Genomic DNA, 21477 nt, shown 5'->3' with positions numbered 1-21477 from the left:
GGGGAGACGTGCGTGGTCTTGTTTTGGCTCACAAAATCTCCTTATTTGGCGGCGGCGATCTTGATCGCCTGGCGGATACGTCCATAGGTGCCGCAGCGGCAGATGTTGCCGGACATCGCATTGTCGATGTCGGCGTCGCTCGGCTTCGGCGTCGCCTGCAACAAGGCGGTGGCCGACATGATCTGGCCCGACTGGCAATAACCGCACTGCACCACGTCGATCTGGCGCCAGGCGTCCTGCACCTTGGCGCCGACCGGGTCCTGGCCGATGGCCTCGATCGTGACGATTTTCTTGCCGGCCGCCGCCGAGACCGGGGTCACGCAGGAGCGGATCGGCTGGCCGTCGAGGTGAACGGTGCAGGCGCCGCACAGGGCCTGGCCGCAGCCGAACTTGGTGCCGGTCAGGCCGGCCACGTCGCGCAGCACCCACAGCAGGGGCATGTCGTCGGGGACGTCGAGGGTGGTGGTGGTGCCGTTGATGGTGAGGGCGGGCATGGGGCGATTCCTTTGCTTTTTGGCCAATTTATCCATGATAAAGCAAGCCTGCCGACTTCGCTCGACAGTGCCGCGTCCCGGCTCCCGCGCTCTGGCGGGTCCGCTTTTGGTGTATGCTACGCCCATCGTAACAACGGCTTCACGCCAACTATGCCCGAGTATCCCAGTGACGTCCGATCGGACGCCAAACCCCACCGGTCGCTCTTCGAACGACTGACCGCACTCATCTCCCCTGAGCCAGAAAATCGCACTGAGCTGCTCGAAGTGCTGCACGAAGCACACGAGCGCAACCTCATCGACGCCGATGCCTTGTCGATGATCGAGGGTGTGTTCCAGGTCTCCGACCTGTCCGCGCGCGACATCATGGTGCCCCGTTCCCAGATGGACGTGATCGACATCACCGATCCGATCGAGGAATGGCTGCCGATCGTGCTGGAAACCCAGCACTCGCGCTTCCCCGCCATCGAAGGCGAGCGCGACAAGGTCGTCGGCATCCTGCTGGCCAAGGATTTGCTGCGCTATTACACGGAGAAATCGTTCGACGTGCGCGCCATGCTGCGTCCGGCGATTTTCATTCCCGAGTCGAAGCGCCTGAACGTGCTGTTGCGCGATTTCCGCGCCAACCACAACCACATGGCCATCGTCGTCGACGAGTACAGCGGCGTGGCCGGCCTGATCACGATCGAAGACGTGCTGGAACAGATCGTCGGCGACATCGAGGACGAATACGACTTCGATGAGGAAGAAGATAACGTTCTTTCCGTCAAGGAAGGCCAATTGGGCCCGCGCTGGCGCGTAAAAGCGCTGACCGAGATCGACCAGTTCAACGAAGAAATCGGCGTCGACCTGCCGGAAGACGAAGCCGACACCATCGGTGGCTTCGTGGCCGGCCACCTGGGCCGGATGCCGCACAAGGGGGAGGAATTCACCCTGCGTAATCTGCGCTTCGAGGTGCTGCGCGCCGACGCGCGCCAGATCCACGTCCTGCTGGTCGAAAAGCTGCCGCACACGCAGCACGCCCGCGACGACGACGATTGATGCTGCGCCGCCGTCCCGCCAGCACGCCCGTGCCAGTGGTGCGGGGCGCGCATCCTTCCCTGCGTGAGTTAGTCGTTGCCGGCCTCGCCGGCGGCGCTTCCCTGTTTTCCTTCGAGCCCTTCGGCTGGTGGCCGCTGCAGTTCCTGCTGCTGGCTTACTTCTTCTACCGGGTCGGGCTCGGCAATCATGTGAAACGCGCGACCCTGCTCGGCTGGGCCTTCGGCTTCGGCTGGTCGGTGGCGGGCATGCACTGGCTGTATATCGCCCTGAACCGTTTCGGCGGCTTGCCGGCGATCCTCTCCGCCATCGCCATCTGCCTGCTCGGTCTGTACATGGGCCTGTTCGGGGCCTTTGCCGCCGGCAGCGCCACCTGGCTGCGCCGGCGCTGGTCGCTGCCATTGGTCAGCTTCGTGCTGCTGGTCCTGCCGGTCACCTGGGGCGTGTCCGAATGGATGCGCGGCTGGGTGTTTACCGGTTTTCCCTGGGCTTCCTCGGGCTATGCGCACAACGTCGCGCCGCTGGGTGGCTTTGCGCCGCTGATCGGCGTGTACGGCATCGGCGTGCTGGTCGCGGTCTGCGCCGGCTGCCTCGTGATGCTGACCCAGCGCGCGCGACCGCTGGCGATCGGCCTGTTCTGCGCCCTGCTCGCTTGCGGCTATGGCTTGCGCCAGATCGACTGGACCCATCCGTCCGGCGCCCCGATCTCGGTGCGCCTGCTGCAAGGCGACATCCCGCAGGACGAGAAGTTCAGCAACGAACACCTGCAAAAGATCCTGGACCGTTACCAGCAACTGCTGACGGCGCAGCCGGCCGACCTGGTCGCCGCCCCGGAAACGGCCATTCCCGTGTTCCCGCACCAGCTGCCGAGCGGCTACCTGGCGCACCTGGGCGACTACGCGAAACAAAGCGGCAGCCACCTGGTGTTCGGCATCCCGCTGATGGACAGCGCCACCGACTACGCCAACAGCGTCGCCAGCCTGGGGCCGCAAGGCGAATCCTTCCGCTACGACAAGCATCATCTCGTGCCCTTCGGCGAGTTCATCCCGACCGGCTTCCGCTGGTTCACCGACCTGATGCACATTCCGTTGGGCGATTTTACGCGCGGTGCCGCAGTCCAGCAGCCGTTCAAGGTGAAGGACCAGCTGGTGCTGCCGAATGTCTGTTATGAGGACGTGTTCGGCGAGGAAATCGCCGCCCAGCTGCGCGGCGCGGCGCAACCGGCGACTTTGCTGCTGAACGTGTCGAACCTGGCCTGGTACGGCGAATCGGTGGCGATTCCGCAGCACCTGCAGATTTCGCGGATGCGCTCGCTCGAAACGGGGCGGCCGATGCTGCGTGCGACGAACAACGGCGCCACGGCGATCATCGACGGCAAGGGCAATGTCGCGCAAACGATCCCTTACTTCCGCCAGGGCGTGCTCGCGGCGAAGGTACAAGGCATGGCCGGCATGACGCCCTACATTCGCTTCGGCAACTATGCCTTCCTGCTGCTGGGCGCGCTGGCCCTGTTGGGCGCCTGGTTTTCCGGGCGCAATTACCTCAAGAAAAAGGCCAATGCTGAATAGTTGAGGTGAATCCGGTCCCAGAGGCCGCTCAAAACCCGCTAGAATTGGTCATTTAGCAAACTCACCGTGTTCGCGCTTTTCCTCGCGACGCCATTTCAAGATGCTCACATTCCAACAAATCATTCTGACCTTGCAGACCTATTGGGACAAGCAAGGTTGCGCCCTGCTCCAGCCTTACGACATGGAAGTGGGCGCCGGCACCTTCCACACTGGCACCTTCTTGCGCGCAATTGGACCGGAGCCATGGCGCGCGGCCTATGTGCAGCCTTCGCGCCGCCCGAAGGATGGCCGTTACGGCGAGAACCCGAACCGTCTGCAACACTATTACCAGTACCAGGTGGTCCTGAAGCCGGCCCCGGAAAACATCCTCGATCTCTACCTCGGTTCGCTCGAGGCGCTGGGCCTGGACCTGAAAAAGAATGACGTGCGTTTCGTCGAAGACGACTGGGAAAGCCCGACCCTGGGCGCCTGGGGCCTGGGCTGGGAAGTCTGGCTGAACGGCATGGAAGTGACGCAGTTCACCTATTTCCAGCAAGTGGGCGGCCTCGATTGCAAGCCGGTGCTGGGCGAAATCACCTATGGCATCGAGCGTCTTGCCATGTACCTGCAGGGCGTGGAAAACGTCTACGACCTGGTCTGGACCGAGTGGGAAGAGAATGGCCAGAAGAAGAAGCTGTCGTACGGCGACGTCTTCCACCAGAACGAAGTCGAGCAGTCGACCTATAACTTCGAGCACGCCAACACCGATCTGCTGTTCCAGGCTTTCGCCAACCACGAGTCGGAAGCCAAGCGCCTGATCGAACTGGAGCTGACGCTGCCGGCCTACGAGCAGATCATGAAGGCTTCGCACAGCTTCAACATGCTCGATGCACGCGGTGCTATCTCCGTGACCGAGCGCGCCGCCTACATCGGCCGCGTGCGCACGCTGTCGCGCCTGGTCGCCCAGGCCTATTACGATTCGCGCGAGAAGCTCGGCTTCCCGATGGCACCGAACGCCGCTGCCGCCCCAGCCGCTGCCTGAACACCGACGCACCAGACAAGAACAGAACCCATGAATCAAACACTCCTCGTCGAACTGCAGACCGAAGAACTGCCGCCGAAAGCACTCGTCAAACTGGGCGCGGCCTTTGCCGCCGGTATCGCCAATGGCCTCAAGGCCCGCGACTTCCTGGACGCCGACAGCGTCGTCACCCCTTACGCCACACCGCGCCGCCTGGCCGTCTCGATCACCAGGGTGCGCGCGACCTCGCCCGACAAATCGATCCGTGAAAAAGTGCTGCCGGTCTCGGTCGCCCTCGACAAGGAAGGCAACCCGAGCGCGCCGCTGGCCAAGAAGCTGGCGGCCCTGGGCTTCCCCGAGCTGCGCATCGCCGACCTCGAACGCGCCCAGGACGGTAAAGCGGAAAGCTTCTTCTACACCTATACCGCACCGGGCAGCGCGCTTGCCGGCGGCCTGCAGGAGGTGCTGGCCGACACCGTCGCCAAGCTGCCGATCCCGAAAGTCATGAGCTACCAGCGCCCCGACGGCGCCACCGTGCAGTTCGTGCGTCCGGTACACCTGCTGCTCGCCCTGTTTGGCGAACAGGTGCTGCCACTGACCCTGCTCGGTCTCGATGCCGGCCGCCTGACCATGGGCCACCGCTTCCTGTCGCACGGCCAGTCGATCGCGATCACGCATGCCGACAAGTACGCGACCATCCTCGAGAACGAGGGCAAGGTCATGGCCGGCGCCGACGCACGCAAGGAAAGCATCCGCGCCCAGCTGCTTGAAAAAGCGGGCGCCGACCAGGTGTTGATGCCGGAATCGCTGCTCGACGAAGTCGCGGCCCTGGTCGAGTGGCCGGTGGTTTACGAATGCCGCTTCGAGGACGCCTTCCTCTCCGTGCCCCAGGAATGCCTGATCCTCACCATGCAGACGAACCAGAAATACTTCGCGCTGACCGACAGCGAAGGCAAGCTGCGTTCGCGCTTCCTGATCGTCTCGAATATTGCGACCGACGACCCGCAGCACATCGTCGGCGGCAACGAGCGCGTCGTGCGCCCGCGCTTGTCGGACGCCAAGTTCTTCTTCGAGCAGGACAAGAAGAAGAGCCTCGAATCGCGCCTGCCGCAGCTGGCGAACGTGGTCTACCACAACAAGCTGGGCACCCAGGCCGAGCGCACCGAGCGCGTGACCAGACTCGCCGGCGCCATCGCCAAACGCCTCGGCTACGACGTGGCCCTGGCCGAACGCGGCGCGCGCCTGGCCAAGGCCGACCTGCTGACCGACATGGTCGGCGAATTCCCCGAGCTGCAAGGCATCATGGGGACCTATTACGCGCGCCACGACGGCGAGCCGGATGAAGTGGCGCTGGCCGCATCCGAACACTATCAGCCGCGCTTCGCCGGCGACAAGCTGCCCTCCACCAATACCGGCCTGGTGGTCGCGCTGGCCGATAAACTGGAAACCCTGGTCGGCATCTGGGCCATCGGCCTGCAGCCGACTGGAGAGAAGGATCCGTTCGCGCTGCGCCGCCACGCACTGGGCGTGATGCGCATGCTGGTGGAAAAACGCCTGCCTCTCGCGATCTCGGAGCTGCTGGCGGACGCCGCCAACGTCTTCGCCGGGCAAGCTGCATTTAAAGATCCGCGCGAGGAAGTCGGCGCCTTCATGCTCGATCGCCTGCGCGGCATGCTGCGCGAGCGCGGCTTTACGCCGAACGAAGTGGAAGCGGTGCTGGCCCAGAACCCGGACCGCGTCGACGACGTGGTGCAGCGCCTGGAAGCGGTGCAGGCCTTCGCCGCCCTGCCGGAAAGTGCCTCGCTGGCCGCGGCCAACAAGCGCATCACCAACATCCTGAAAAAGACCGATGCCGCCATCGGGACCGTCTCGCAGGAACTGCTGCAGGAAGAAGCCGAGCGCAAGCTGGCGGGTGCGATCGAACGGGTGCGTCCGCAGGTCGACGCGGCCTTCGCAAGCGGCGACTTCGCCGGCACGCTGAAAACCCTGGCCCAGCTGCGCGACGACGTCGACGCCTTCTTCAACGACGTGATGGTGATGGCCGAGGACCAGGCGCTGCGCAACAACCGCCTGGCGCTGCTGTCGTCGCTGCACGGCATGATGAACCGCGTGGCCGACATCTCGAAGCTGGCCGCGTAAGGGCATTACCATGAAGCTGATCATCCTCGACCGCGACGGGGTCATCAACCATGACTCCCCGGATTTTATTAAAAGCCCGGCGGAGTGGATTCCGATTCCCGGCTCGCTCGAGGCGATCGCGCGCCTCAACCAGGCCGGCTACCGGGTCATCATCGCCTCGAACCAGTCCGGCATCGCGCGCGAACTGTTCGACATGCAGACGCTGAACGCGATCCACCAGAAGATGCACAACGCCGCCCAGCAGGTCGGCGCCGACATCGACGCGGTGTTCTTCTGCCCGCACGCGGCGATCGACAACTGCGACTGCAGGAAACCGAAGGCCGGCATGTTCGAGGAGATCAGCAAGCGTTTTAAAGTCAGCCTGAAGGGCGTGCCGACGGTCGGCGATTCGCTGCGCGACCTGCAGGCCGGCTTCATCAGCGGCTGCCTGCCCAACCTGGTCCTGACCGGCAAGGGCGAAAAAACCCACGAGACCGGGGGCCTGCCGCCCGGCACCCAGGTCTTCCCCGACCTGGCCGCGATGGTGACAAGCCTGCTGAAAAGCAGCGCCCGCCCTCAGCCCAACTAATATATCCAAAGAGAGTCCTTCTTGCGTAACGTCGTCCCCTTCCTGCGTTCCCTGCTGTTTGCCATCGTGATGGTGGTCGCCACCGTGGTCTGGGCCTGCGTCTGCTTCCTGGTCGCCCCGCTTCCCTACAACAAGCGCTTCTGGGTGACCTCGCGCTGGAACGTCTTCATCATCTGGTGCGCGAAAGTCATTTGCGGCATCCGCTACCAGTTCAAGGGCTACGAGAACCTGCCGGACGCGCCGGCCATCGTGCTGTCGAAACACCAGTCGGCCTGGGAGACGATCTTCCTGCTGCCGAACCTGATCCGCCCGCTGGTCTTCGTCTTCAAGAAGGAAATCCTCTACATCCCCTTCTTCGGCTGGGCGATGGCGCTGCTGCGCATGATCCCGATCGACCGCAGCGAAGGCAAGAACGCCTTTGCCCACGTGGTCCGCCACGGCAAGCGGCGCCTGGCCGACGGCCAGTGGATCATCATGTTCCCGGAGGGGACGCGCATCCCTGTTGGAAAAAAGGGAAAGTACAAGAGCGGCGGTGCGCGCCTGGCTGTAGAAACCCAAGCCGTGGTCGTGCCGATCGCGCATAATTCAGGTGAGTGCTGGCCGAAGAATTCCTTCATCAAGCGGCCAGGACTCGTGACGGTCTCGATTGGCAAACCGATATCGCCGCAACACCACACTCCCGACAGTCTGATGCAAGAGGTCGAAAATTGGATAGAATCAGAAATGCGCGTCATTTCGCCCCACGTCTACACCGGTGGCTGAACGAAGTCGGCGCGCAGATCACAGCACCTCCACCTCTGCACGCCATGAATTCCCCCAAGACCGACGGGCCCCAGCTCGACCTTTTTAGCCAGGAACGGACCGCCCAGGACCCGTTCGCAGCGCTGGTGCCGGCCGCAAGGCCGGCGCCGGTGCCGCCGCCTCCGCAGCCCCTGTTCAAGGCGCCTCCTGCGCCGCCCCGCATCAATCTGCCCTCTCCGCCGCGCACGCCCGAGGATCCGCCCCTGCGGCGCATCGTGCTGGGCCACTACGCGGTCGACTACGAACTGAAACGCTCGGCGCGCCGCTCGATCGGCTTCATGATCGACGACGACGGCCTGCACGTGACGGCGCCGCGGCGCGCCATCCTGCCCGACATCGACAACGCGATCCGCGCCAAGCAGCGCTGGATCCTGACCAAGCTGCACGAACGCGGCGAGCGCCGCGCCAAGCGCGCCGAGCGCGTGCCGCTGGTCTGGGAAGACGGCGCACGCCTGCCCTACCTGGGTGGCGAAATCGTGCTGCGCCTGCAGCCGGCCGCGCGCAGCCACTGCGTATTCGATGCGCAGACCCGTGAACTGAATGTCGGCGTGACGCCGGGACTGTCGGAGTGGCAGCTGAAGGAACGCATCAAGCTGTGGTTCCAGGCCGAAGCCAAGCGCCTGTTCGTCGAGCGCCTCGACTTCTATGCGCCGCAGCTCGGCGTGCGCTACAGCGCGCTGACGCTGTCCTCGGCCGGCACGCGCTGGGGATCATGCACGGTGGGCGGCAGCATCCGCCTGAACTGGCGCCTGGTGCACTATGCGCTGGCGCTGCTCGATTACGTGGTGGTGCACGAACTGGCGCACTTGCGCGAGATGAACCACAGCCCGCGCTTCTGGGCGGTCGTCGGGTCGGTGTATGCGGATTACGACGGGGCGCGGCTGGAGCTACGCAGGCGCTCGCATGAGATGCCGGTGTTGTTTACGGATTGATCGTTTTGTGCGGCTACACGTGAGCCGGTTGCGTGGGCGGAGACCGCCCACACTACGGTCAATGTCATGCCTTATCGCAGGGACGTAGGGTGGGCGGTCTCCGCCCACGCGTTCGACGCACGTCAGCAATCCAGGAAACGTCGATTACCTCAGCACGTGATCGCGCCGCGCCTCTGCCAGCCCGCGCATCGCCCCGCGCTGCGCCTCGTTCAGGCAGCGAAACGGAATCGGCAGCGTCCCGCGTTTCAGGACCATCATGAAGCCGCGCGAATAGGTGCGCACCGCCGTCACGTCGGACCAGCCGATCAGGGTCACGCCGCCGCTGGTGCGCACGATGCCGTGTTCGTCGATGGTGAATTCGTAGGTGCGGCGTCCGCGTCCGAGCAGCACGAAATTCAGGGCCGCGCTGGCCGTGCTCCTGATGCGCCAGTAGAAGCTGGCCGGCCAGCGGATGCGGCGGCGGCGGATCAGGAAGCCGCCGTGCTGCCACATGAAGCCGATGTATTCGCGCAGCGAATAGCGTACGAAGAAATGCAGGTCGCCCAGGGCGGTGGCGACCGTCGGCAAGGCGGGCGCGCCCGAGGATCCAAAGTAAGCGTCACCGGCGCCATCGGTTGCTCCATGCGCCACCATGGCCATCGGCTTGCTGCTGCCGCCTGGTTCCGGGCGATTTAACGACGACATGCGCATCCCCTTTTTCTGCCGAACTCAAAAAGCAATGGTATCAAAAACTACTCAAATTCCTGTTGCAAGAGTTCAACAGTGCGCAGGGTCGCGCCACGGTGGCGGCTTGCAAAATCCGCCGCATGGGTGCCCATTTCGGTGCGCGCATGCGCATCGCATAACAGGCGCACGGCCTGCGCCAGCAGGCTGTCCGCGTCGGGCACGCGCAGCGCCGCACCGGCCGTGACCGCTTCCTCGGTCGCGTCGAGGAAATTGAAGGTGTGTTCGCCCACCAGCACCGGTTTACCCAGCGCGCAGGCCTCGATCAGGTTCTGTCCGCCGAGCGGCAGCAGGCTGCCGCCGATGTAGGCACAGTCGCAGGCCGCGTAATAGGCGAACATCTCGCCCATCGAGTCGCCCAGCAGTACATCGGCTTCCACCGCGGCGTCGACCGCGGCCTCGTTCATGTCCGAACGGCGCTGCAGCGACAGGCCGCGTGCACGCACCAGTTGCGCAACTTCGTCGAAGCGCTGCGGGTGGCGCGGCACGATGGCCAGCAGCATGCCGGCGGGCCGGTCTTTCAAACGCGTATAGGCGTCGAGGATCAGGACTTCTTCGCCTTCACGCGTGCTGGCGCACAGGAAGACCGGACGGCCATTGAGGCGTGCGCGCAGCCGGGTGCCGGTGGCCAGCGCCGCCTGCGGCGGCACGACGTCGAACTTGATGCTGCCGGTAATCGCCACCTTCGGCGCGCCAAGCGAACGGATGCGCTGCGCGTCCGCTTCGGTCTGCGCCGCCACGACGGTGATCGCCCGTGCTGCCTCCGACATCAAGGTACCGAAACGCTGGCCGCGGCGCAGCGAGCGCTCGGACAGGCGCGCGTTCACCAGCGCCACCGGCACCTGCCGTGCGGCGCAGCCGGCGATCAGGTTCGGCCAGACTTCGGTCTCCATCAGGATGCAGATGCGCGGCGCATAGTGGCGCAGGAAGCGCCGCACCATGAAGCCGGTGTCGTAAGGAAGATAGGATTGAATGACGCGCGCGCCGTGTTTCGCAAACAGCGCGCGGCCGGTGGCGCGGCCGGTCGGCGTCATGTGGGTCAGCAGCACGCGGCTCCCGGGCCACCCTGCCAGCAGCGCTTCGACCAGCGGCTCGGCGGCGCGCGTCTCGCCGACCGACACGGCGTGCACCATGAAGGTCATGCGCGCAGGCGCCACGTCGTCGTAGAAGCCCAGGCGCTCGCCTACGTGGCCGCGGTAACCGGGCTCCTTGCGTCCGCGCCACCACAGGCGCGCCAGCACGATCGGCAGCGCCAGCCACCACAGGAAGGAATACAGTGTGCGGTTCATTGCACGCCCAGCAGGCCGCGCGCGGCGGCGATCACCTCGGCGCTGGAGGGCGGCGCGCCCTGGTCGCCGAGGTTGACGATGCGCGGCGACCAGTTGCCCTCGGTCTTCCATTTCGGCGAATCGGCATAGATCTCGACCGTCGGCCGGTAGAAGGCGGCCGCGATGTGGGTCAGTCCGGTGTCGACCCCGATCGCCAGCGCCGCCTGCTGCGCCAGCGTCACGGCATCCATCATCGACAGCTTCGGCAGCACGCGCGCATTCGGCAGCCGGGCGGCCAGCGCCTCGGCTTCGCGCTTCTCTCCTTCCGAGCCCCAGGGCAGCAGCACCGGCATCGGCGACAAGGCCAGGCCGGTGGCGATCCAGTTCGCGGGCGCCCACTTCTTGGCGTCGCGCGCGGTGCCGTGGAAGAAGACGGCAAATGGCTCATGCGGCAGCCAGTGGGGACGCTGGGTGGACTCGGGCGGCGGCAGGCCGAAGTCGGGTGCGGTGTCGACCGGGTAGCCGAGCGCCGTGCCGGCCACCAGGCGCCCGCGCGCGACCGCATGGGTGCGCGGGTCGAGCGGGACGCTCTCGGTGTGGAAGAGTCGCGAGATGCCCTCGTAGCCGGAGCCCTCGCTGCCGTTGGCAAGGCCCACCTTGCGCCCGCCGCGCTTGATGCGCGCGGCGCCCATGATGATCCCGGTTTTTAATAAACCCTGGGTGTCGAAGACGAGATCGTATTCTTCTTCGCGCAAGGTAGAGAAGAAGGCCTTGATCTCGGCGCGCACCGCGGGACTGCGCAGGCCCTTGCGCCAGCGCCGCAGCGCGAACGGGATAATCTTGCGCACGTGCGGGTTCAGGCGCACGAGGCTGACATAGCCCTCTTCCACGACCCAGTCGATTGTCGCCTGCGGATGGCGGCGCAGGAGGTCGGCCACCATCGGCAGGTTGTGCAGGACGTCGCCCAGGGACGACACCCGCACCAGCAGGATCTTCACATGCATCTCTCTTCAGGATTGCTTCAGAACGGCAGCTTGGCATCCGGCTTGGCAGCCAGGATCACGCTGCGGAATTCGTCCTGGATGCGCGCCAGCGCTTCCGGGTTCTCGCCCTCGAAGCGCAGCACCACGACCGGGGTCGTGTTCGACGAACGGGCCAGGCCAAAACCGTCCGGGTACTCGACGCGCAGGCCGTCGATGTCGTTGATTTTTTCCGAAGTCGGGAAGGTGGCGTCGGTACGCAGCTTGTCGATCAGCGCAACGTTCTCGCCCTCGTCCAGGTGCAGGTGCAGCTCGGGCGTGCTGATCGCCATCGGCAGCGCGTTCAGCAGCGCCGACGGATCGTCGACTTTGGTCAGCAATTCGAGCATGCGCGCGCCCGCATACAGGCCGTCGTCGAAGCCGTACCAACGGTCCTTGAAGAAGACGTGGCCGCTCATCTCGCCGCCCAGCGGGGACCCGGTTTCCTTCAGCTTGGCCTTCACCAGCGAGTGGCCGGTCTTGTACATCAGCGGACGGCCGCCGTGCTGCTCGATGTACGGTGCCAGGTGGCGCGTGCATTTGACGTCGTACAGGATTTCGGCACCCGGATTGCGCGACAGGACATCGGCCGCAAACAGCATCATCTGGCGGTCCGGATAGATGATGTGGCCGTCCTTGGTGACGATGCCCAGGCGGTCGCCGTCGCCGTCGAAGGCCAGGCCGATCTCGGCGTCGCTCGTTTGCAGCGCGCGGATCAGGTCCTGCAGGTTTTCCGGGTGCGCCGGGTCCGGGTGGTGGTTCGGGAAGTGGCCGTCGACTTCGCAGAACAGCTCGATGACTTCGCAGCCCATGCCGCGGTACAGGTCGCCCGCGAAGGCGCCGGCCACGCCGTTGCCGCAGTCGACCGCGATCTTGATCGGACGCGCAATCTTGACGTCGCCGATGATGCGCTCGAGGTAGGCGGCGCGGATGTCGTGGGTGCGGTAGCTGCCCTTGTCGGCGGCGCTGCTGCCGTCGTGCGCCTGAATGCTGTCGTACAAGGCCGTGATCGCGTCGCCGTAGATCGCCTCGCCCGCGAGCACCATTTTGAAACCGTTGTAGTCGGGCGGATTGTGGCTGCCCGTGACCATGATGCCCGAGCGCGTACCCTCGAGCACATTGGTGGCGAAATAGACCATGGGCGTGGCGACCATGCCGAGGTCGATGACGTCGACGCCGGCGGCCTGCAGGCCTTCGGCCAGGGCTGCGGACAGCGCCGGGCCCGACAAACGGCCGTCGCGGCCGATCACGACGCTGCGCTCCCCCTTGGCAAGCGCCGCCTGGCCAAAGGCCTGGCCAATGCTGCGTGCCACGCCCGCGTCGAGCGTGCTGTCGATCACGCCGCGAATGTCATACGCCTTGAAAATCGTTTTTGAGAGAGCAACCATGTTCTACCTTGAAGAGTCGGGCGCCGCGATGCCTGCCCGGTGGGTGCATATGAACAGCACGGAAAGCGGCCAGCGCCAATGATGAGAGGATGACAAAACAGGGGGTATTGTAGCGGCAAGCGCGGCCACCGTGGAAACGGATGGCCGGCTGAGGTGCAGAAGTACGTTAGCGGCGAGCGCCGGTAACGGGGGAAGGATTTAAACGCGCAGTTTATCGAGCGACTTACCGCCTTCGACCCATTCCTTGACCCATTTAGGCTGGCGGCCGCGGCCGGTCCACTGCTGCGACGAATTGTCCGGGTGGCGATAACGCACAGCGACCGTACCAGTTTTGGTTCCACGTGCAGGCGTGGTCATCAGGTCTTTCAGCGGTACGCCTACCTTTTGAGCGATAGCCAGGATCTGCTCGCGTGCCTGCTGCACTTCCTGGTGCTCGCGCTGTTTCATTTCCTGCTTGATTTGCTCCTGCAGGTTGCGCAAATCGCCAACCGACATATTTGACAGATCCATCATCGTTCCTCGAAAGTTGGGTTAATCCAATTCAGGTGAAATCTCACCAAATGTCGCAATATACTACATTGGCAATTTATTGCCAGTCCTTCTTGCGCGAAATCAGCCATCTCGGCGATTTGAATCGAACAATACGCGCATACAGCCACAGGTAGCTGATAACGAACAATAAACAGAATACTATCAAGACGATTGTATTTTGCCAGAACAATGTGGCAGGGATGACGGCCATGAGTGAAAATAACCACAAATAAGGCGAGGTACGAGCATTACGCTGGAGCAGCGCCCTGGCCTCTTTATTACCGACAGTCCACCTGACAATACGCCTGAAAATAAGGCTGTGCAAGTGAATACCGTCGGGTACCCCAGGCGATTTTCCGCGCACAAACATACGGCGGTAAGCGGAGAAAAGGGTTTCGAATGCGGGATAAATGAGCAGCAATGCCGCGTACCAGGTCGACACTTGCGGGTTGCGCATTACCAGCAACAGGGCCAGTTCGCCAAGCATGAATCCAATGAAATAGGCGCCGCCATCGCCGAGGAATATCAGGCCCACCGGATAATTCCAGATCAGGAACCCGGCGGTCGCACCGGCGACCATCAGGGCGGTAATCAGGATGAACATGTCGTTCACTTGCAAGGCTACATAGGCCAGCGACAGCAGCATGCAGATCGTGACCATGCTTGCCAGGCCATTGAAGCCGTCGATGATATTCACCGCGTTCGCAATCCCCGCCACCGCCAATACCGTCAGCGGCAGCGCCACCCAGCCCGCGACAAAAATCACCATTCCGAACGGCAGGTCGATGCGTCCGATGGCCGCGTCGAGCAGCAGATAGGCCAGCATGGCGCCGGTCATCGTCAACAGCAGCCGGCGCGAAGGCCGCACCGCCCCGGTATAGTCTTCGAGCACGCCGCCGAGGAAGGCGACGAAGGCGCACAGCAGCAGCGGCGGCAGCGCTTGCAAGGACGTCGGCTGGCGCGCGATCGAGATCGCGGCGGCCAGCACCACCGACAGGTAGATCGGCAGCCCGCCAATCCGGGCCACCAGGTGCGTATGCGCGCGCTGCACCCCCTTGAAGTCGGTGTCGAGCGCCAGCCTGCGCAGTCTCGCGTGCTTGATCACAAGCAGGGTCAGCAGGGCCGAGCAGACGAAGCTGACGAAGAATGAAAACATGGCGTTTCCGCGGTTTTAAAGCGCAACGGGCAGCCGCTCTGGACGCCGGGGCGGCGAAAGGCGCACGAGAAACGTCCACCTCGCGTGCTTGCAAAGGAGTCAAATCTATTCTAACCGGATAAGCGCCCTCAACGCGGGCAGGCCCGTGTACCGCGTGAGTAGTGTTGGAATTGCGCCAGACCGGGTGCGAGGATGTATCGAAAACGCAATTCGGTGGCGGCGATCGAGCTTGCCGGAAGACAGCAGCGCGCGCCAGGCGCTTATTTCAGCACGCCTTCCCTGAGCAATTGCAGCAGGTACTGCCCATATCCGGTACCGGATATGGGCGCGGCCAGGGCGTGCAGTTGCGCGGCATCGATATAGCCCATCCGAAATGCCGTTTCTTCGGGCACCGCCACTTTCAGGCCCTGGCGTTTTTCGATGGTGGCGATGAATTGCGAGGCATCGAGCAGGGATTCATGGGTGCCGGTATCGAGCCAGGCCATCCCACGCCCCATCAGCTCGACCCGCAATCGCCCTGCCGACAGATAAGCCTGGTTAATATCGGTGATTTCCAGTTCGCCCCGTGCCGAGGGACGCAGGCCGGCCGCGATATCGCAGACTCCGCCATCGTGGAAATACAGTCCGGTCACCGCATAATTCGATTTCAGCACCTGCGGTTTTTCCTCGATCGACAAGGCCTTGCCGCCGCGGTCGAATTCGATCACGCCGTAACGCTGCGGATCGTTCACATGGTAGGCAAATACGGTCGCGCCCTCGTTGCGCGCGCTGGCCGCCTGCAGTGTCTGCTCCAGGCCATGGCCATAAAAGATATTATCGCCCAGGACCAATGCCGCGGGACCACCGGCCAGAAATGCGCGGCCGATCAGGTAGGCTTGCGCGATTCCCTCGGGCGCGGGCTGGACGGCATAATGCAGGGCCAATCCCCATTGCCCTCCATCGCCCAGCAATTGCTGGAAGCGCGGCAAATCCTGTTCGGTCGAGATAATCAGGATTTCGCGTATTCCCGCCTGCATCAGCGTCGTTAGCGGATAATAAATCATCGGCTTGTCGTACACCGGCAGCATTTGCTTCGAGATAGCCGTCGTCATCGGATACAGGCGCGAACCCGATCCGCCCGCCAGGATGATTCCCTTGCGCGCCCTGTGCATGCTGCTCATGCCGTCCCCTGTCCTGAGTATTCGAACCGCCCGGTCCGCAAGACTGCGCACCCCGGCAAAATCATTTAGTATGCCCTCCACAGCCATTCATCCGTCCGCATCGCTGCGTTGGCGGCATTATCCAACAAGAATATCCGCCGCGGCGGCCAGGAAGTCAGATTATGAAAACCTATGTCATCGGCGACCTGCAGGGTTGCGCCCATGAGGCAGAGGCCCTGCTGGAAAAAATCGCGCAGGACGCCGGCGCCGGCACCCATGCGCGCATCCTCTTTGTCGGCGACCTGATCAACCGCGGCCCGGAGTCGCTGCTGGCCCTGCGGCGCATGAAGGCGCTGGCCGAAACGAGCGGCGGCCGCGTGGAAGCCCTGCTCGGCAACCACGACCTGCACCTGCTGGCGGTGGCCGCCGGCGCCCAGCGCGCCAGCAAGTCCGACACCCTGGACGAGATCCTCGCCGCCCCCGACCGCGACGAACTGCTGGCCTGGCTGCGCGGGCGTCCGCTGGCGATCTTCGTCGACGCCCACCTGCTGGTGCATGCCGGGGTGGCGCCGCAGTGGGACGCGGCGCAGACGATGGCGCTCGCCAATGAGGTCGAGGAGGTCCTGCGCGGCGACGGCTGGATCGATTTCCTGGCGCAGATGTACGGCAACCAGCCCGACCGCTGGGACGACAACTTGACCGGCATGGACCGCCTGCGCTGCATCGTCAACGCCCTCACCCGCATGCGCCTGTGCCTGCCCGACGGGACGATGGATTTCGCGCACAAGGAAAGCGAGAGCGGACCGATCGGATCGGGCCTGCTGCCCTGGTTCGACCTGCCGGGCCGGCGCACGATGGACGTGACGGTGGTGTTCGGCCACTGGTCGGCGCTGGGCCTGATCCTGCGCCCGAACCTGGTGGGACTCGACAGCGGCTGCGTCTGGGGCGGCAAGCTGACCGCCGTCTGCCTGGACGACCGAGGCCTGCTGCAGGTCGACTGCCCGGAATACCGGCCGCACAGCGGAAAAGGCTAGACGCTGCCCGATTGCGCCAGGAGCGGCGATGCGTCCACGGGCCTCAGCGCCGCCTGGATCGCGTCGTGCGCCGCCTGCGCCAGTTCGCGCCGGTGCGCACCCTCTCCCGCGATCGGGGCCAGGCAGGCCACGCGTGCCCGCACCGGCGCGCCGCCGAGGATGGTGACGATGCTGTCGACGAAACTCACGTCGCCCGCATAGTCGACGCCGCGGTGCCAGGCGCCGGCCTCGTCGAGATAGGCCAGCGCGCAGGGCTGCAGCGCGACTTTGGCGTCGATCGCGGCCTCGAACAGGTTGGCGTGGAAGGGCAGCACGCTACCCTGCTGGCCGACGGTCCCCTCGGGGAAGAAGGCGACCCGCTCGCCCTGTCTCAGCACCGACACGATCCCTTTGAAAATGTGGCGCAGCTCGCGCCGGTTGCCGCGCGCGATAAACACCGTGCCGGCGGCGGCGGCCAGCCAGCCGAGCACCGGCCAGGACCGGATCTCGGCCTTGGCGACGAAGCGGCAGGGGTGCAGCGAATTGAGGACGAAGATGTCGAGCCAGGAGACGTGGTTCGCGACGAACAGCGCGTGCTCGAGCGCCGGCGCGCCCGGGGCTTCTTCCACCCGGACGTTGCAGATCGCCAGCAGGCGGCGCGACCAGCGCCGCGTGGCCGCGTCGCGCAGCCGGCGGCCGGCCCAGGGGAAGACGAGCGCGCAGGTCGCCAGGCCTGCCAGCAGGTGGACGATCACGCGCGCGAGGCGCCAGGCGAGGCGAAGTCGAATCATCGTAGAAAAGAGAAGCGGGGCCGCAGCCCCGCGCAATGCTTAACGCTGGTAGGCGATGCGCCCGCCGACGACCGTGACTTGCACCTGGCCGGTCAGTTCATAGCCCAGGAAAGGCGTGTGCTTGCCCTGGCTGGCCAGCGCCGCGCCTTCGACCAGCCAGCGGACGTTCGGGTCGAACACGACGATGTCGGCGGCCGCGCCCACTTTCAGGTCGCCGGCTGCCAGGCCCGCCGTGCGTGCGGCGTCGGCGGTGATCTTGGCCAGCGCACGCGGCAGGGCATCCTGTCCGCGCTGGTCTTCCACCCACTTCAGCATCAGCGACAGCAGCAATTCCAGGCCGGTGGCGCCCGGCGAGGCTTCGGCGAAAGGCAGCAGCTTCTCGTCGTCGTCGACCGGGGTGTGGTCCGAACAGACGGCGTCGATGGTGCCGTCCAGCAGGGCGGCCGTGATGGCGTCGCGGTCGCGGCCGCTCCGGACCGGCGGGGTCAGGCGCGCGTTGGAATCGAAGAAGCCGATGTCGGCGTCGGTCATGTGCAGGTGGTGCACGCCGACGTCGCAGGTGACCGGCAAGCCTTCCTTCTTCGCCGCGCGCACCAGGTCGAGGCCGGCCGCGGACGACATGCGGCACAGGTGGACGCGGGCGCCGGTCGAGCGCACCAGATCGAAAATGGTGTGCAGGGCGATCGTCTCGGCCATGACGGGCACGCCCGACAGGCCCAGGCGCGAGGCCAGCGGCCCGCTGTGGGCGACGCCGCCGCGGCCGATGTGCGGATCCTGCGGGCGCAGCCAGACGGTATAGCCGAAGGTTTTCGCATACTGCAGGGCGCGCAGCAGGACGTTGGTGTCCAGGATCGGCACTTCGGCCTGGGCGAAGCCGATGCAGCCGGCCTCGGTCAGCTCGGCCATTTCGGTCAGCGCTTCTCCCTTCAGGCCCATGGTCAGCGCACCCAGCGGGTGCACCTGGGCCAGGTCCAGGTTGCGGGCGCGGTGTTTCAGCATTTCGACCAGGCCCGGCTCGTCCAGCACCGGATCAGTGTCGGGCGGGCAGACCAGCGTCGTCACGCCGCCCTGCACCGCAGCGCGCATTTCCGACTCCAGCGTCGCCTTGTATTCGTAGCCCGGCTCGCGCAGGCGTGCCGACAGATCCACGAGGCCAGGAGCGACCACGAGATTGGAAGCGTCGATGGTGTCGTCGGCCACGAAGCCGGCGGGCGCGTCCCCTACAGCGGCTACCTTGCCATCCACGATGAACAGGTCCGTCACGCGGTCAATGTTATTCGCCGGGTCGATGACACGCCCGTTCTTGATATGTAATTTCATCCGTGCGAAGTTCAAGCTCTGCCTCCCGCCAAAATACTCATCACCGCCATCCGTACCGCGATCCCGAAGGTCACCTGCGGCAGAATGACGGCCTGCTTGCCGTCGGCCACCGCCGAGTCGATCTCGACGCCACGGTTCATCGGCCCCGGGTGCATCACGATCGCGTCCGGCCTGGCCAGCGCCAGGCGCTCGGGCGTCAGGCCGTAGCTCTTGAAATACTCCTGGGCCGAGGGCAGCAGCGCGCCCGACATGCGCTCGTTCTGCAGGCGCAGCATGATGATGACGTCGACGTCTTTCAGACCTTCATCCATGTTGTTGAACACGCGCACGCCCATGTGTTCCAGGCCGCTCGGCAGCAGGGTCTGCGGGCCGATGGCGCGCACTTCCGGCACGCCGAGGGTGGTCAGTGCGTGAATGTCCGAACGCGCCACCCGGCTGTGCAGGATGTCGCCGACGATGGCCACGCGCAGGTTCGTAAAATCCTGCTTGTAGTGGCGGATCGTGTACATGTCGAGCAGGCCCTGGGTCGGGTGCGCATGGCGACCGTCGCCGGCGTTGACGACGTGGATTTCCTTGCGGCCGCTGTCGTTCAGGTGCTTGGCGATCAGGTAAGGCGCGCCCGACTGCGCGTGGCGCACCACGAACATGTCGGCGTGCATGGCCGCCAGGTTGTCGATGGTATCCAACAGCGACTCGCCCTTGGTGGTCGAAGAGGCCTGGATGTTCAGGTTGATGACGTCGGCCGACAGGCGCTTCGAGGCGATCTCGAAGGTGGTGCGGGTGCGGGTGCTGTTTTCGAAGAACAGGTTGAACACGCTTTTACCGCGCATCAGCGGCACCTTTTTCACTTCGCGGTCGGAGATGCCGACGAAACTCTGCGCGGTGTCGAGGATATGGTTGATGATCGCCTTGGGCAGGCCTTCGATGGTGAGCAGGTGCTGCAGCTCGCCGTTCTTGTTCAGTTGCGGGTTATTGTTCAGAGTCGGCATTGTCTTCTTCGATCGTGAGCGAGAGTTGGCCGGATGCGTCGCGTGCCAGCGACAGCGACTGGCGGCCTGCCAGCGTGGTGGTCACGCCGACGAAATCGGGCGCCACGGGCAGCTCGCGCCCGCCGCGGTCGGCCAGCGCCGCCAGCTTGATGCAGGCCGGGCGGCCGTAGTCGAACAGCACGTTGATCGCGGCGCGCGTCGTGCGCCCCGTGTAGAGTACGTCGTCGACCAGCACGATGGTGGCGCCGTCGACGTTGAAGCCGATATGGGTCGGCTTCACGTCCGGATGCAGGCCCTTCCTGGCATAGTCGTCGCGGTAGAACGAGACGTCGATGAAGCCGAGGCGGCCTTTCAGGTCGAGGTCGGCGGCGAGGCGCTCGGCCAGCCAGGCGCCGCCCGAATGGATGCCGACGATGGCGGCGTCCGGCACGTTCGCGAGGCCCGCGCGCACCTGTTCGAGCAGGGCGCGGTACAGCGCCTCGGCATCGAAGTCTTGATTAGTTGTTGGCATGATCGTCAAAGTACTGTTGCAAAATGATGGAGGCAGCCTTGGCGTCGATAATCTCGCCGCGCTTGGCGGGGATCACGACGGAGGAGTAGCGCTCGTCGACCAGCTCGACGGGCAGGTCGAAGCGGCCGTGCAGCTGGTTGGCGAAGCGGCGCGCGCGCAAGGTCATGTCGTGCTCGGCGCCGTCCGGATGGCGCGGCTCGCCGACGACCAGGCGCGTCGGGCGCCACTCGTCGATCAGCGCGCCGATGGTCTTGAAGCGGGTGGCGTTGTCGATGGCGTTCACGACCGTGAGAGGCTGGGCCTGCCCGGTCAGCGTATTGCCCATCGCGATACCGATCCGCTTGATGCCGAAGTCGAATCCAAAAACAATCTCAACCATCAATCTCGACCAAGCTCACGCATGGCCGGCCTCGGTGGTGAGCATCATCGGATCGATACCCAGCAATTTGATGGCGGCGTTGTAGCGCTCCTCGATAGGCAGGTCGAACAGCACGTGGGCGTCGGCGCCCACGGTGAGCCAGCCGTTGCGCGACAATTCTTCCTCGAGCTGGCCCGGACTCCAGCCGGCGTAGCCGATCGAGACCAGCATGCGGGCGGGTCCGGCACCGCTGGCGACGGCTTCCAGCACGTCGATCGAGGTGGTGAAGGCGACGTCGTCGGTCACGTTCAGCGAGGAAGAATAGCGCCCGCTCGGGCTGTGCAGCACGAAGCCGCGGTCGTCCTGGACCGGACCGCCGAACATGATCGGCTCGTCGACTACCTGCGCGCGCAGGCCTTCGGCCACTTTCAGGTCGATGCGGTCGAACAGCACCTCCATCGTCATGTCGGTCGGCTTGTTGATGACGACGCCGAGCACGCCTTTTTCGTTATGCTCGCAGATGTACACCACCGCGCCGCCGAAGATCGGGTCTTCCATGGAAGGCATGGCGATGAGGAAATGATTGGCCAAATTCAACCCTGACGGTGCCGGACCGATATTGCCGAGTGTTTCGCCTCCCTGCGGCAGGCCGGCCATGGGCAGAGTTGTGCCGATTTTGCTCTTCTTCATACGCTGACTCTCTGTTGGCTAGTATCCCGACTACAACATTAGGC

22 protein-coding genes are annotated in these 21477 nt (G+C 64.8%); 8 read left to right on the top strand and 14 right to left on the bottom strand.

Annotation, left to right across the window (positions count from 1 at the left end; translation table 11 throughout):
- Positions 1-41 precede the first annotated feature (41 nt).
- The gene (locus tag LPB04_RS09205) at positions 42-494 is read right to left on the bottom strand and encodes a (2Fe-2S)-binding protein (protein ID WP_193688382.1); all 453 of its coding nucleotides are present in this window, start codon (positions 492-494) and stop codon (positions 42-44) included.
- 150 nt (positions 495-644) lie between these two features.
- Between LPB04_RS09205 and LPB04_RS09200 the strand changes: the two genes are divergently transcribed.
- From LPB04_RS09200 to LPB04_RS09170, 7 genes are all read left to right on the top strand, one after another.
- The gene (locus LPB04_RS09200; protein ID WP_193688381.1) at positions 645-1532 is read left to right on the top strand and encodes an HlyC/CorC family transporter; all 888 of its coding nucleotides are present in this window, start codon (positions 645-647) and stop codon (positions 1530-1532) included.
- A complete protein-coding gene (gene lnt, locus LPB04_RS09195) occupies positions 1532-3097 on the top strand; it encodes an apolipoprotein N-acyltransferase (RefSeq protein WP_193688380.1) in 1566 nt (521 codons plus the stop codon). Before LPB04_RS09200 ends, lnt begins: the two co-directional genes overlap by 1 nt.
- Positions 3098-3197: 100 nt before the next feature.
- Positions 3198-4118 carry a glycine--tRNA ligase subunit alpha gene (glyQ, locus tag LPB04_RS09190; protein WP_193688379.1) on the top strand — a complete coding sequence of 307 codons (921 nt, stop codon included), beginning with the start codon at positions 3198-3200 and terminating at the stop codon, positions 4116-4118.
- 30 nt (positions 4119-4148) lie between these two features.
- Positions 4149-6236: a glycine--tRNA ligase subunit beta gene (gene glyS, locus LPB04_RS09185; protein ID WP_193688378.1), complete on the top strand. Its 2088-nt coding sequence runs from the start codon at positions 4149-4151 to the stop codon at positions 6234-6236.
- A gap of 10 nt (positions 6237-6246) precedes the next feature.
- Positions 6247-6804 (top strand): D-glycero-beta-D-manno-heptose 1,7-bisphosphate 7-phosphatase, encoded by a 558-nt coding sequence (gmhB, locus tag LPB04_RS09180; RefSeq protein WP_193688377.1) that lies wholly within the window; start codon positions 6247-6249, stop codon positions 6802-6804.
- Positions 6805-6873: 69 nt separating this feature from the next.
- A complete protein-coding gene (locus LPB04_RS09175) occupies positions 6874-7566 on the top strand; it encodes a lysophospholipid acyltransferase family protein (RefSeq protein ID WP_193688922.1) in 693 nt (230 codons plus the stop codon).
- Between the two features lie 44 nt (positions 7567-7610).
- Complete coding sequence (locus tag LPB04_RS09170; RefSeq protein WP_193688376.1) at positions 7611-8537, top strand: M48 family metallopeptidase; 927 nt, start codon at positions 7611-7613, stop codon at positions 8535-8537.
- 144 nt (positions 8538-8681) lie between these two features.
- Here LPB04_RS09170 and LPB04_RS09165 read toward each other — a convergent pair whose 3' ends face one another.
- The 7 genes from LPB04_RS09165 to rfbA form a co-directional block, all read right to left on the bottom strand.
- The gene (locus LPB04_RS09165; protein WP_193688375.1) at positions 8682-9221 is read right to left on the bottom strand and encodes a YcxB family protein; all 540 of its coding nucleotides are present in this window, start codon (positions 9219-9221) and stop codon (positions 8682-8684) included.
- Positions 9222-9268: 47 nt separating this feature from the next.
- Positions 9269-10549 (bottom strand): lipid IV(A) 3-deoxy-D-manno-octulosonic acid transferase, encoded by a 1281-nt coding sequence (gene waaA, locus LPB04_RS09160; protein ID WP_193688374.1) that lies wholly within the window; start codon positions 10547-10549, stop codon positions 9269-9271.
- On the bottom strand, positions 10546-11532 hold the full coding sequence (waaC, locus tag LPB04_RS09155) for a lipopolysaccharide heptosyltransferase I (RefSeq protein ID WP_193688373.1): 987 nt from the start codon (positions 11530-11532) through the stop codon (positions 10546-10548). Before waaC ends, waaA begins: the two co-directional genes overlap by 4 nt.
- Before the next feature lie 17 nt (positions 11533-11549).
- Complete coding sequence (locus tag LPB04_RS09150) at positions 11550-12935, bottom strand: phosphomannomutase/phosphoglucomutase (protein ID WP_193688372.1); 1386 nt, start codon at positions 12933-12935, stop codon at positions 11550-11552.
- A gap of 198 nt (positions 12936-13133) precedes the next feature.
- Positions 13134-13445 carry an H-NS histone family protein gene (locus LPB04_RS09145; protein WP_193688921.1) on the bottom strand — a complete coding sequence of 104 codons (312 nt, stop codon included), beginning with the start codon at positions 13443-13445 and terminating at the stop codon, positions 13134-13136.
- A 76-nt stretch (positions 13446-13521) separates the two neighbouring features.
- On the bottom strand, positions 13522-14622 hold the full coding sequence (locus tag LPB04_RS09140) for a glycosyltransferase family 4 protein (RefSeq protein ID WP_193688371.1): 1101 nt from the start codon (positions 14620-14622) through the stop codon (positions 13522-13524).
- 260 nt (positions 14623-14882) lie between these two features.
- Positions 14883-15773, bottom strand: a complete 891-nt coding sequence (gene rfbA, locus LPB04_RS09135; RefSeq protein WP_407943900.1) for a glucose-1-phosphate thymidylyltransferase RfbA — start codon at positions 15771-15773, stop codon at positions 14883-14885.
- 170 nt (positions 15774-15943) lie between these two features.
- Here rfbA and LPB04_RS09130 point away from each other — a divergent pair, with 170 nt between their 5' ends.
- Positions 15944-16795: a symmetrical bis(5'-nucleosyl)-tetraphosphatase gene (locus LPB04_RS09130; protein ID WP_193688370.1), complete on the top strand. Its 852-nt coding sequence runs from the start codon at positions 15944-15946 to the stop codon at positions 16793-16795.
- Here the strand turns inward: LPB04_RS09130 and LPB04_RS09125 are convergent.
- The 6 genes from LPB04_RS09125 to LPB04_RS09100 are packed head-to-tail and all read right to left on the bottom strand — an operon-like array spanning position 16792 to position 21433.
- The gene (locus LPB04_RS09125; protein WP_407943899.1) at positions 16792-17562 is read right to left on the bottom strand and encodes a lysophospholipid acyltransferase family protein; all 771 of its coding nucleotides are present in this window, start codon (positions 17560-17562) and stop codon (positions 16792-16794) included. The genes LPB04_RS09130 and LPB04_RS09125 overlap by 4 nt on opposite strands.
- Before the next feature lie 42 nt (positions 17563-17604).
- Entirely contained in the window at positions 17605-18885 is a 1281-nt protein-coding gene (locus tag LPB04_RS09120; RefSeq protein ID WP_193688368.1) for a dihydroorotase, read from the bottom strand.
- 11 nt (positions 18886-18896) lie between these two features.
- On the bottom strand, positions 18897-19874 hold the full coding sequence (locus LPB04_RS09115; protein ID WP_193688367.1) for an aspartate carbamoyltransferase catalytic subunit: 978 nt from the start codon (positions 19872-19874) through the stop codon (positions 18897-18899).
- The gene (gene pyrR, locus LPB04_RS09110; protein WP_193688366.1) at positions 19855-20385 is read right to left on the bottom strand and encodes a bifunctional pyr operon transcriptional regulator/uracil phosphoribosyltransferase PyrR; all 531 of its coding nucleotides are present in this window, start codon (positions 20383-20385) and stop codon (positions 19855-19857) included. The genes LPB04_RS09115 and pyrR overlap by 20 nt, the downstream gene beginning before the upstream one ends.
- Entirely contained in the window at positions 20372-20764 is a 393-nt protein-coding gene (gene ruvX, locus LPB04_RS09105) for a Holliday junction resolvase RuvX (RefSeq protein ID WP_193688365.1), read from the bottom strand. The genes pyrR and ruvX overlap by 14 nt, the downstream gene beginning before the upstream one ends.
- Before the next feature lie 15 nt (positions 20765-20779).
- On the bottom strand, positions 20780-21433 hold the full coding sequence (locus tag LPB04_RS09100) for a YqgE/AlgH family protein (RefSeq protein ID WP_227496678.1): 654 nt from the start codon (positions 21431-21433) through the stop codon (positions 20780-20782).
- Between the last annotated feature and the right edge of the window lie 44 nt (positions 21434-21477).

Source organism: Massilia litorea, assembly GCF_015101885.1.
Lineage (GTDB): Bacteria > Pseudomonadota > Gammaproteobacteria > Burkholderiales > Burkholderiaceae_D > Telluria > Telluria litorea.
The sequence above is the reverse complement of the archived record's forward strand: the minus strand, read 5'-3'. Positions and strand labels throughout refer to the sequence as shown.

Excerpts from the sequence above, each read along its gene's own strand:
- LPB04_RS09205 (WP_193688382.1), bottom strand. The coding sequence starts at position 494 with ATGCCCGCCCTCACCATCAACGGCACCACCACCACCCTCGACGTCCCC.
- LPB04_RS09200 (WP_193688381.1), top strand. The coding sequence starts at position 645 with ATGCCCGAGTATCCCAGTGACGTCCGATCGGACGCCAAACCCCACCGG.
- lnt (WP_193688380.1), top strand. The coding sequence starts at position 1,532 with ATGCTGCGCCGCCGTCCCGCCAGCACGCCCGTGCCAGTGGTGCGGGGC.
- glyQ (WP_193688379.1), top strand. The coding sequence starts at position 3,198 with ATGCTCACATTCCAACAAATCATTCTGACCTTGCAGACCTATTGGGAC.
- glyS (WP_193688378.1), top strand. The coding sequence starts at position 4,149 with ATGAATCAAACACTCCTCGTCGAACTGCAGACCGAAGAACTGCCGCCG.
- gmhB (WP_193688377.1), top strand. The coding sequence starts at position 6,247 with ATGAAGCTGATCATCCTCGACCGCGACGGGGTCATCAACCATGACTCC.
- LPB04_RS09175 (WP_193688922.1), top strand. The coding sequence starts at position 6,874 with ATGGTGGTCGCCACCGTGGTCTGGGCCTGCGTCTGCTTCCTGGTCGCC.
- LPB04_RS09170 (WP_193688376.1), top strand. The coding sequence starts at position 7,611 with ATGAATTCCCCCAAGACCGACGGGCCCCAGCTCGACCTTTTTAGCCAG.
- LPB04_RS09165 (WP_193688375.1), bottom strand. The coding sequence starts at position 9,221 with ATGTCGTCGTTAAATCGCCCGGAACCAGGCGGCAGCAGCAAGCCGATG.
- waaA (WP_193688374.1), bottom strand. The coding sequence starts at position 10,549 with ATGAACCGCACACTGTATTCCTTCCTGTGGTGGCTGGCGCTGCCGATC.
- waaC (WP_193688373.1), bottom strand. The coding sequence starts at position 11,532 with ATGCATGTGAAGATCCTGCTGGTGCGGGTGTCGTCCCTGGGCGACGTC.
- LPB04_RS09150 (WP_193688372.1), bottom strand. The coding sequence starts at position 12,935 with ATGGTTGCTCTCTCAAAAACGATTTTCAAGGCGTATGACATTCGCGGC.
- LPB04_RS09145 (WP_193688921.1), bottom strand. The coding sequence starts at position 13,445 with ATGGATCTGTCAAATATGTCGGTTGGCGATTTGCGCAACCTGCAGGAG.
- LPB04_RS09140 (WP_193688371.1), bottom strand. The coding sequence starts at position 14,622 with ATGTTTTCATTCTTCGTCAGCTTCGTCTGCTCGGCCCTGCTGACCCTG.
- rfbA (WP_407943900.1), bottom strand. The coding sequence starts at position 15,773 with ATGCACAGGGCGCGCAAGGGAATCATCCTGGCGGGCGGATCGGGTTCG.
- LPB04_RS09130 (WP_193688370.1), top strand. The coding sequence starts at position 15,944 with ATGAAAACCTATGTCATCGGCGACCTGCAGGGTTGCGCCCATGAGGCA.
- LPB04_RS09120 (WP_193688368.1), bottom strand. The coding sequence starts at position 18,885 with ATGAAATTACATATCAAGAACGGGCGTGTCATCGACCCGGCGAATAAC.
- LPB04_RS09115 (WP_193688367.1), bottom strand. The coding sequence starts at position 19,874 with ATGCCGACTCTGAACAATAACCCGCAACTGAACAAGAACGGCGAGCTG.
- pyrR (WP_193688366.1), bottom strand. The coding sequence starts at position 20,385 with ATGCCAACAACTAATCAAGACTTCGATGCCGAGGCGCTGTACCGCGCC.
- ruvX (WP_193688365.1), bottom strand. The coding sequence starts at position 20,764 with ATGGTTGAGATTGTTTTTGGATTCGACTTCGGCATCAAGCGGATCGGT.
- LPB04_RS09100 (WP_227496678.1), bottom strand. The coding sequence starts at position 21,433 with ATGAAGAAGAGCAAAATCGGCACAACTCTGCCCATGGCCGGCCTGCCG.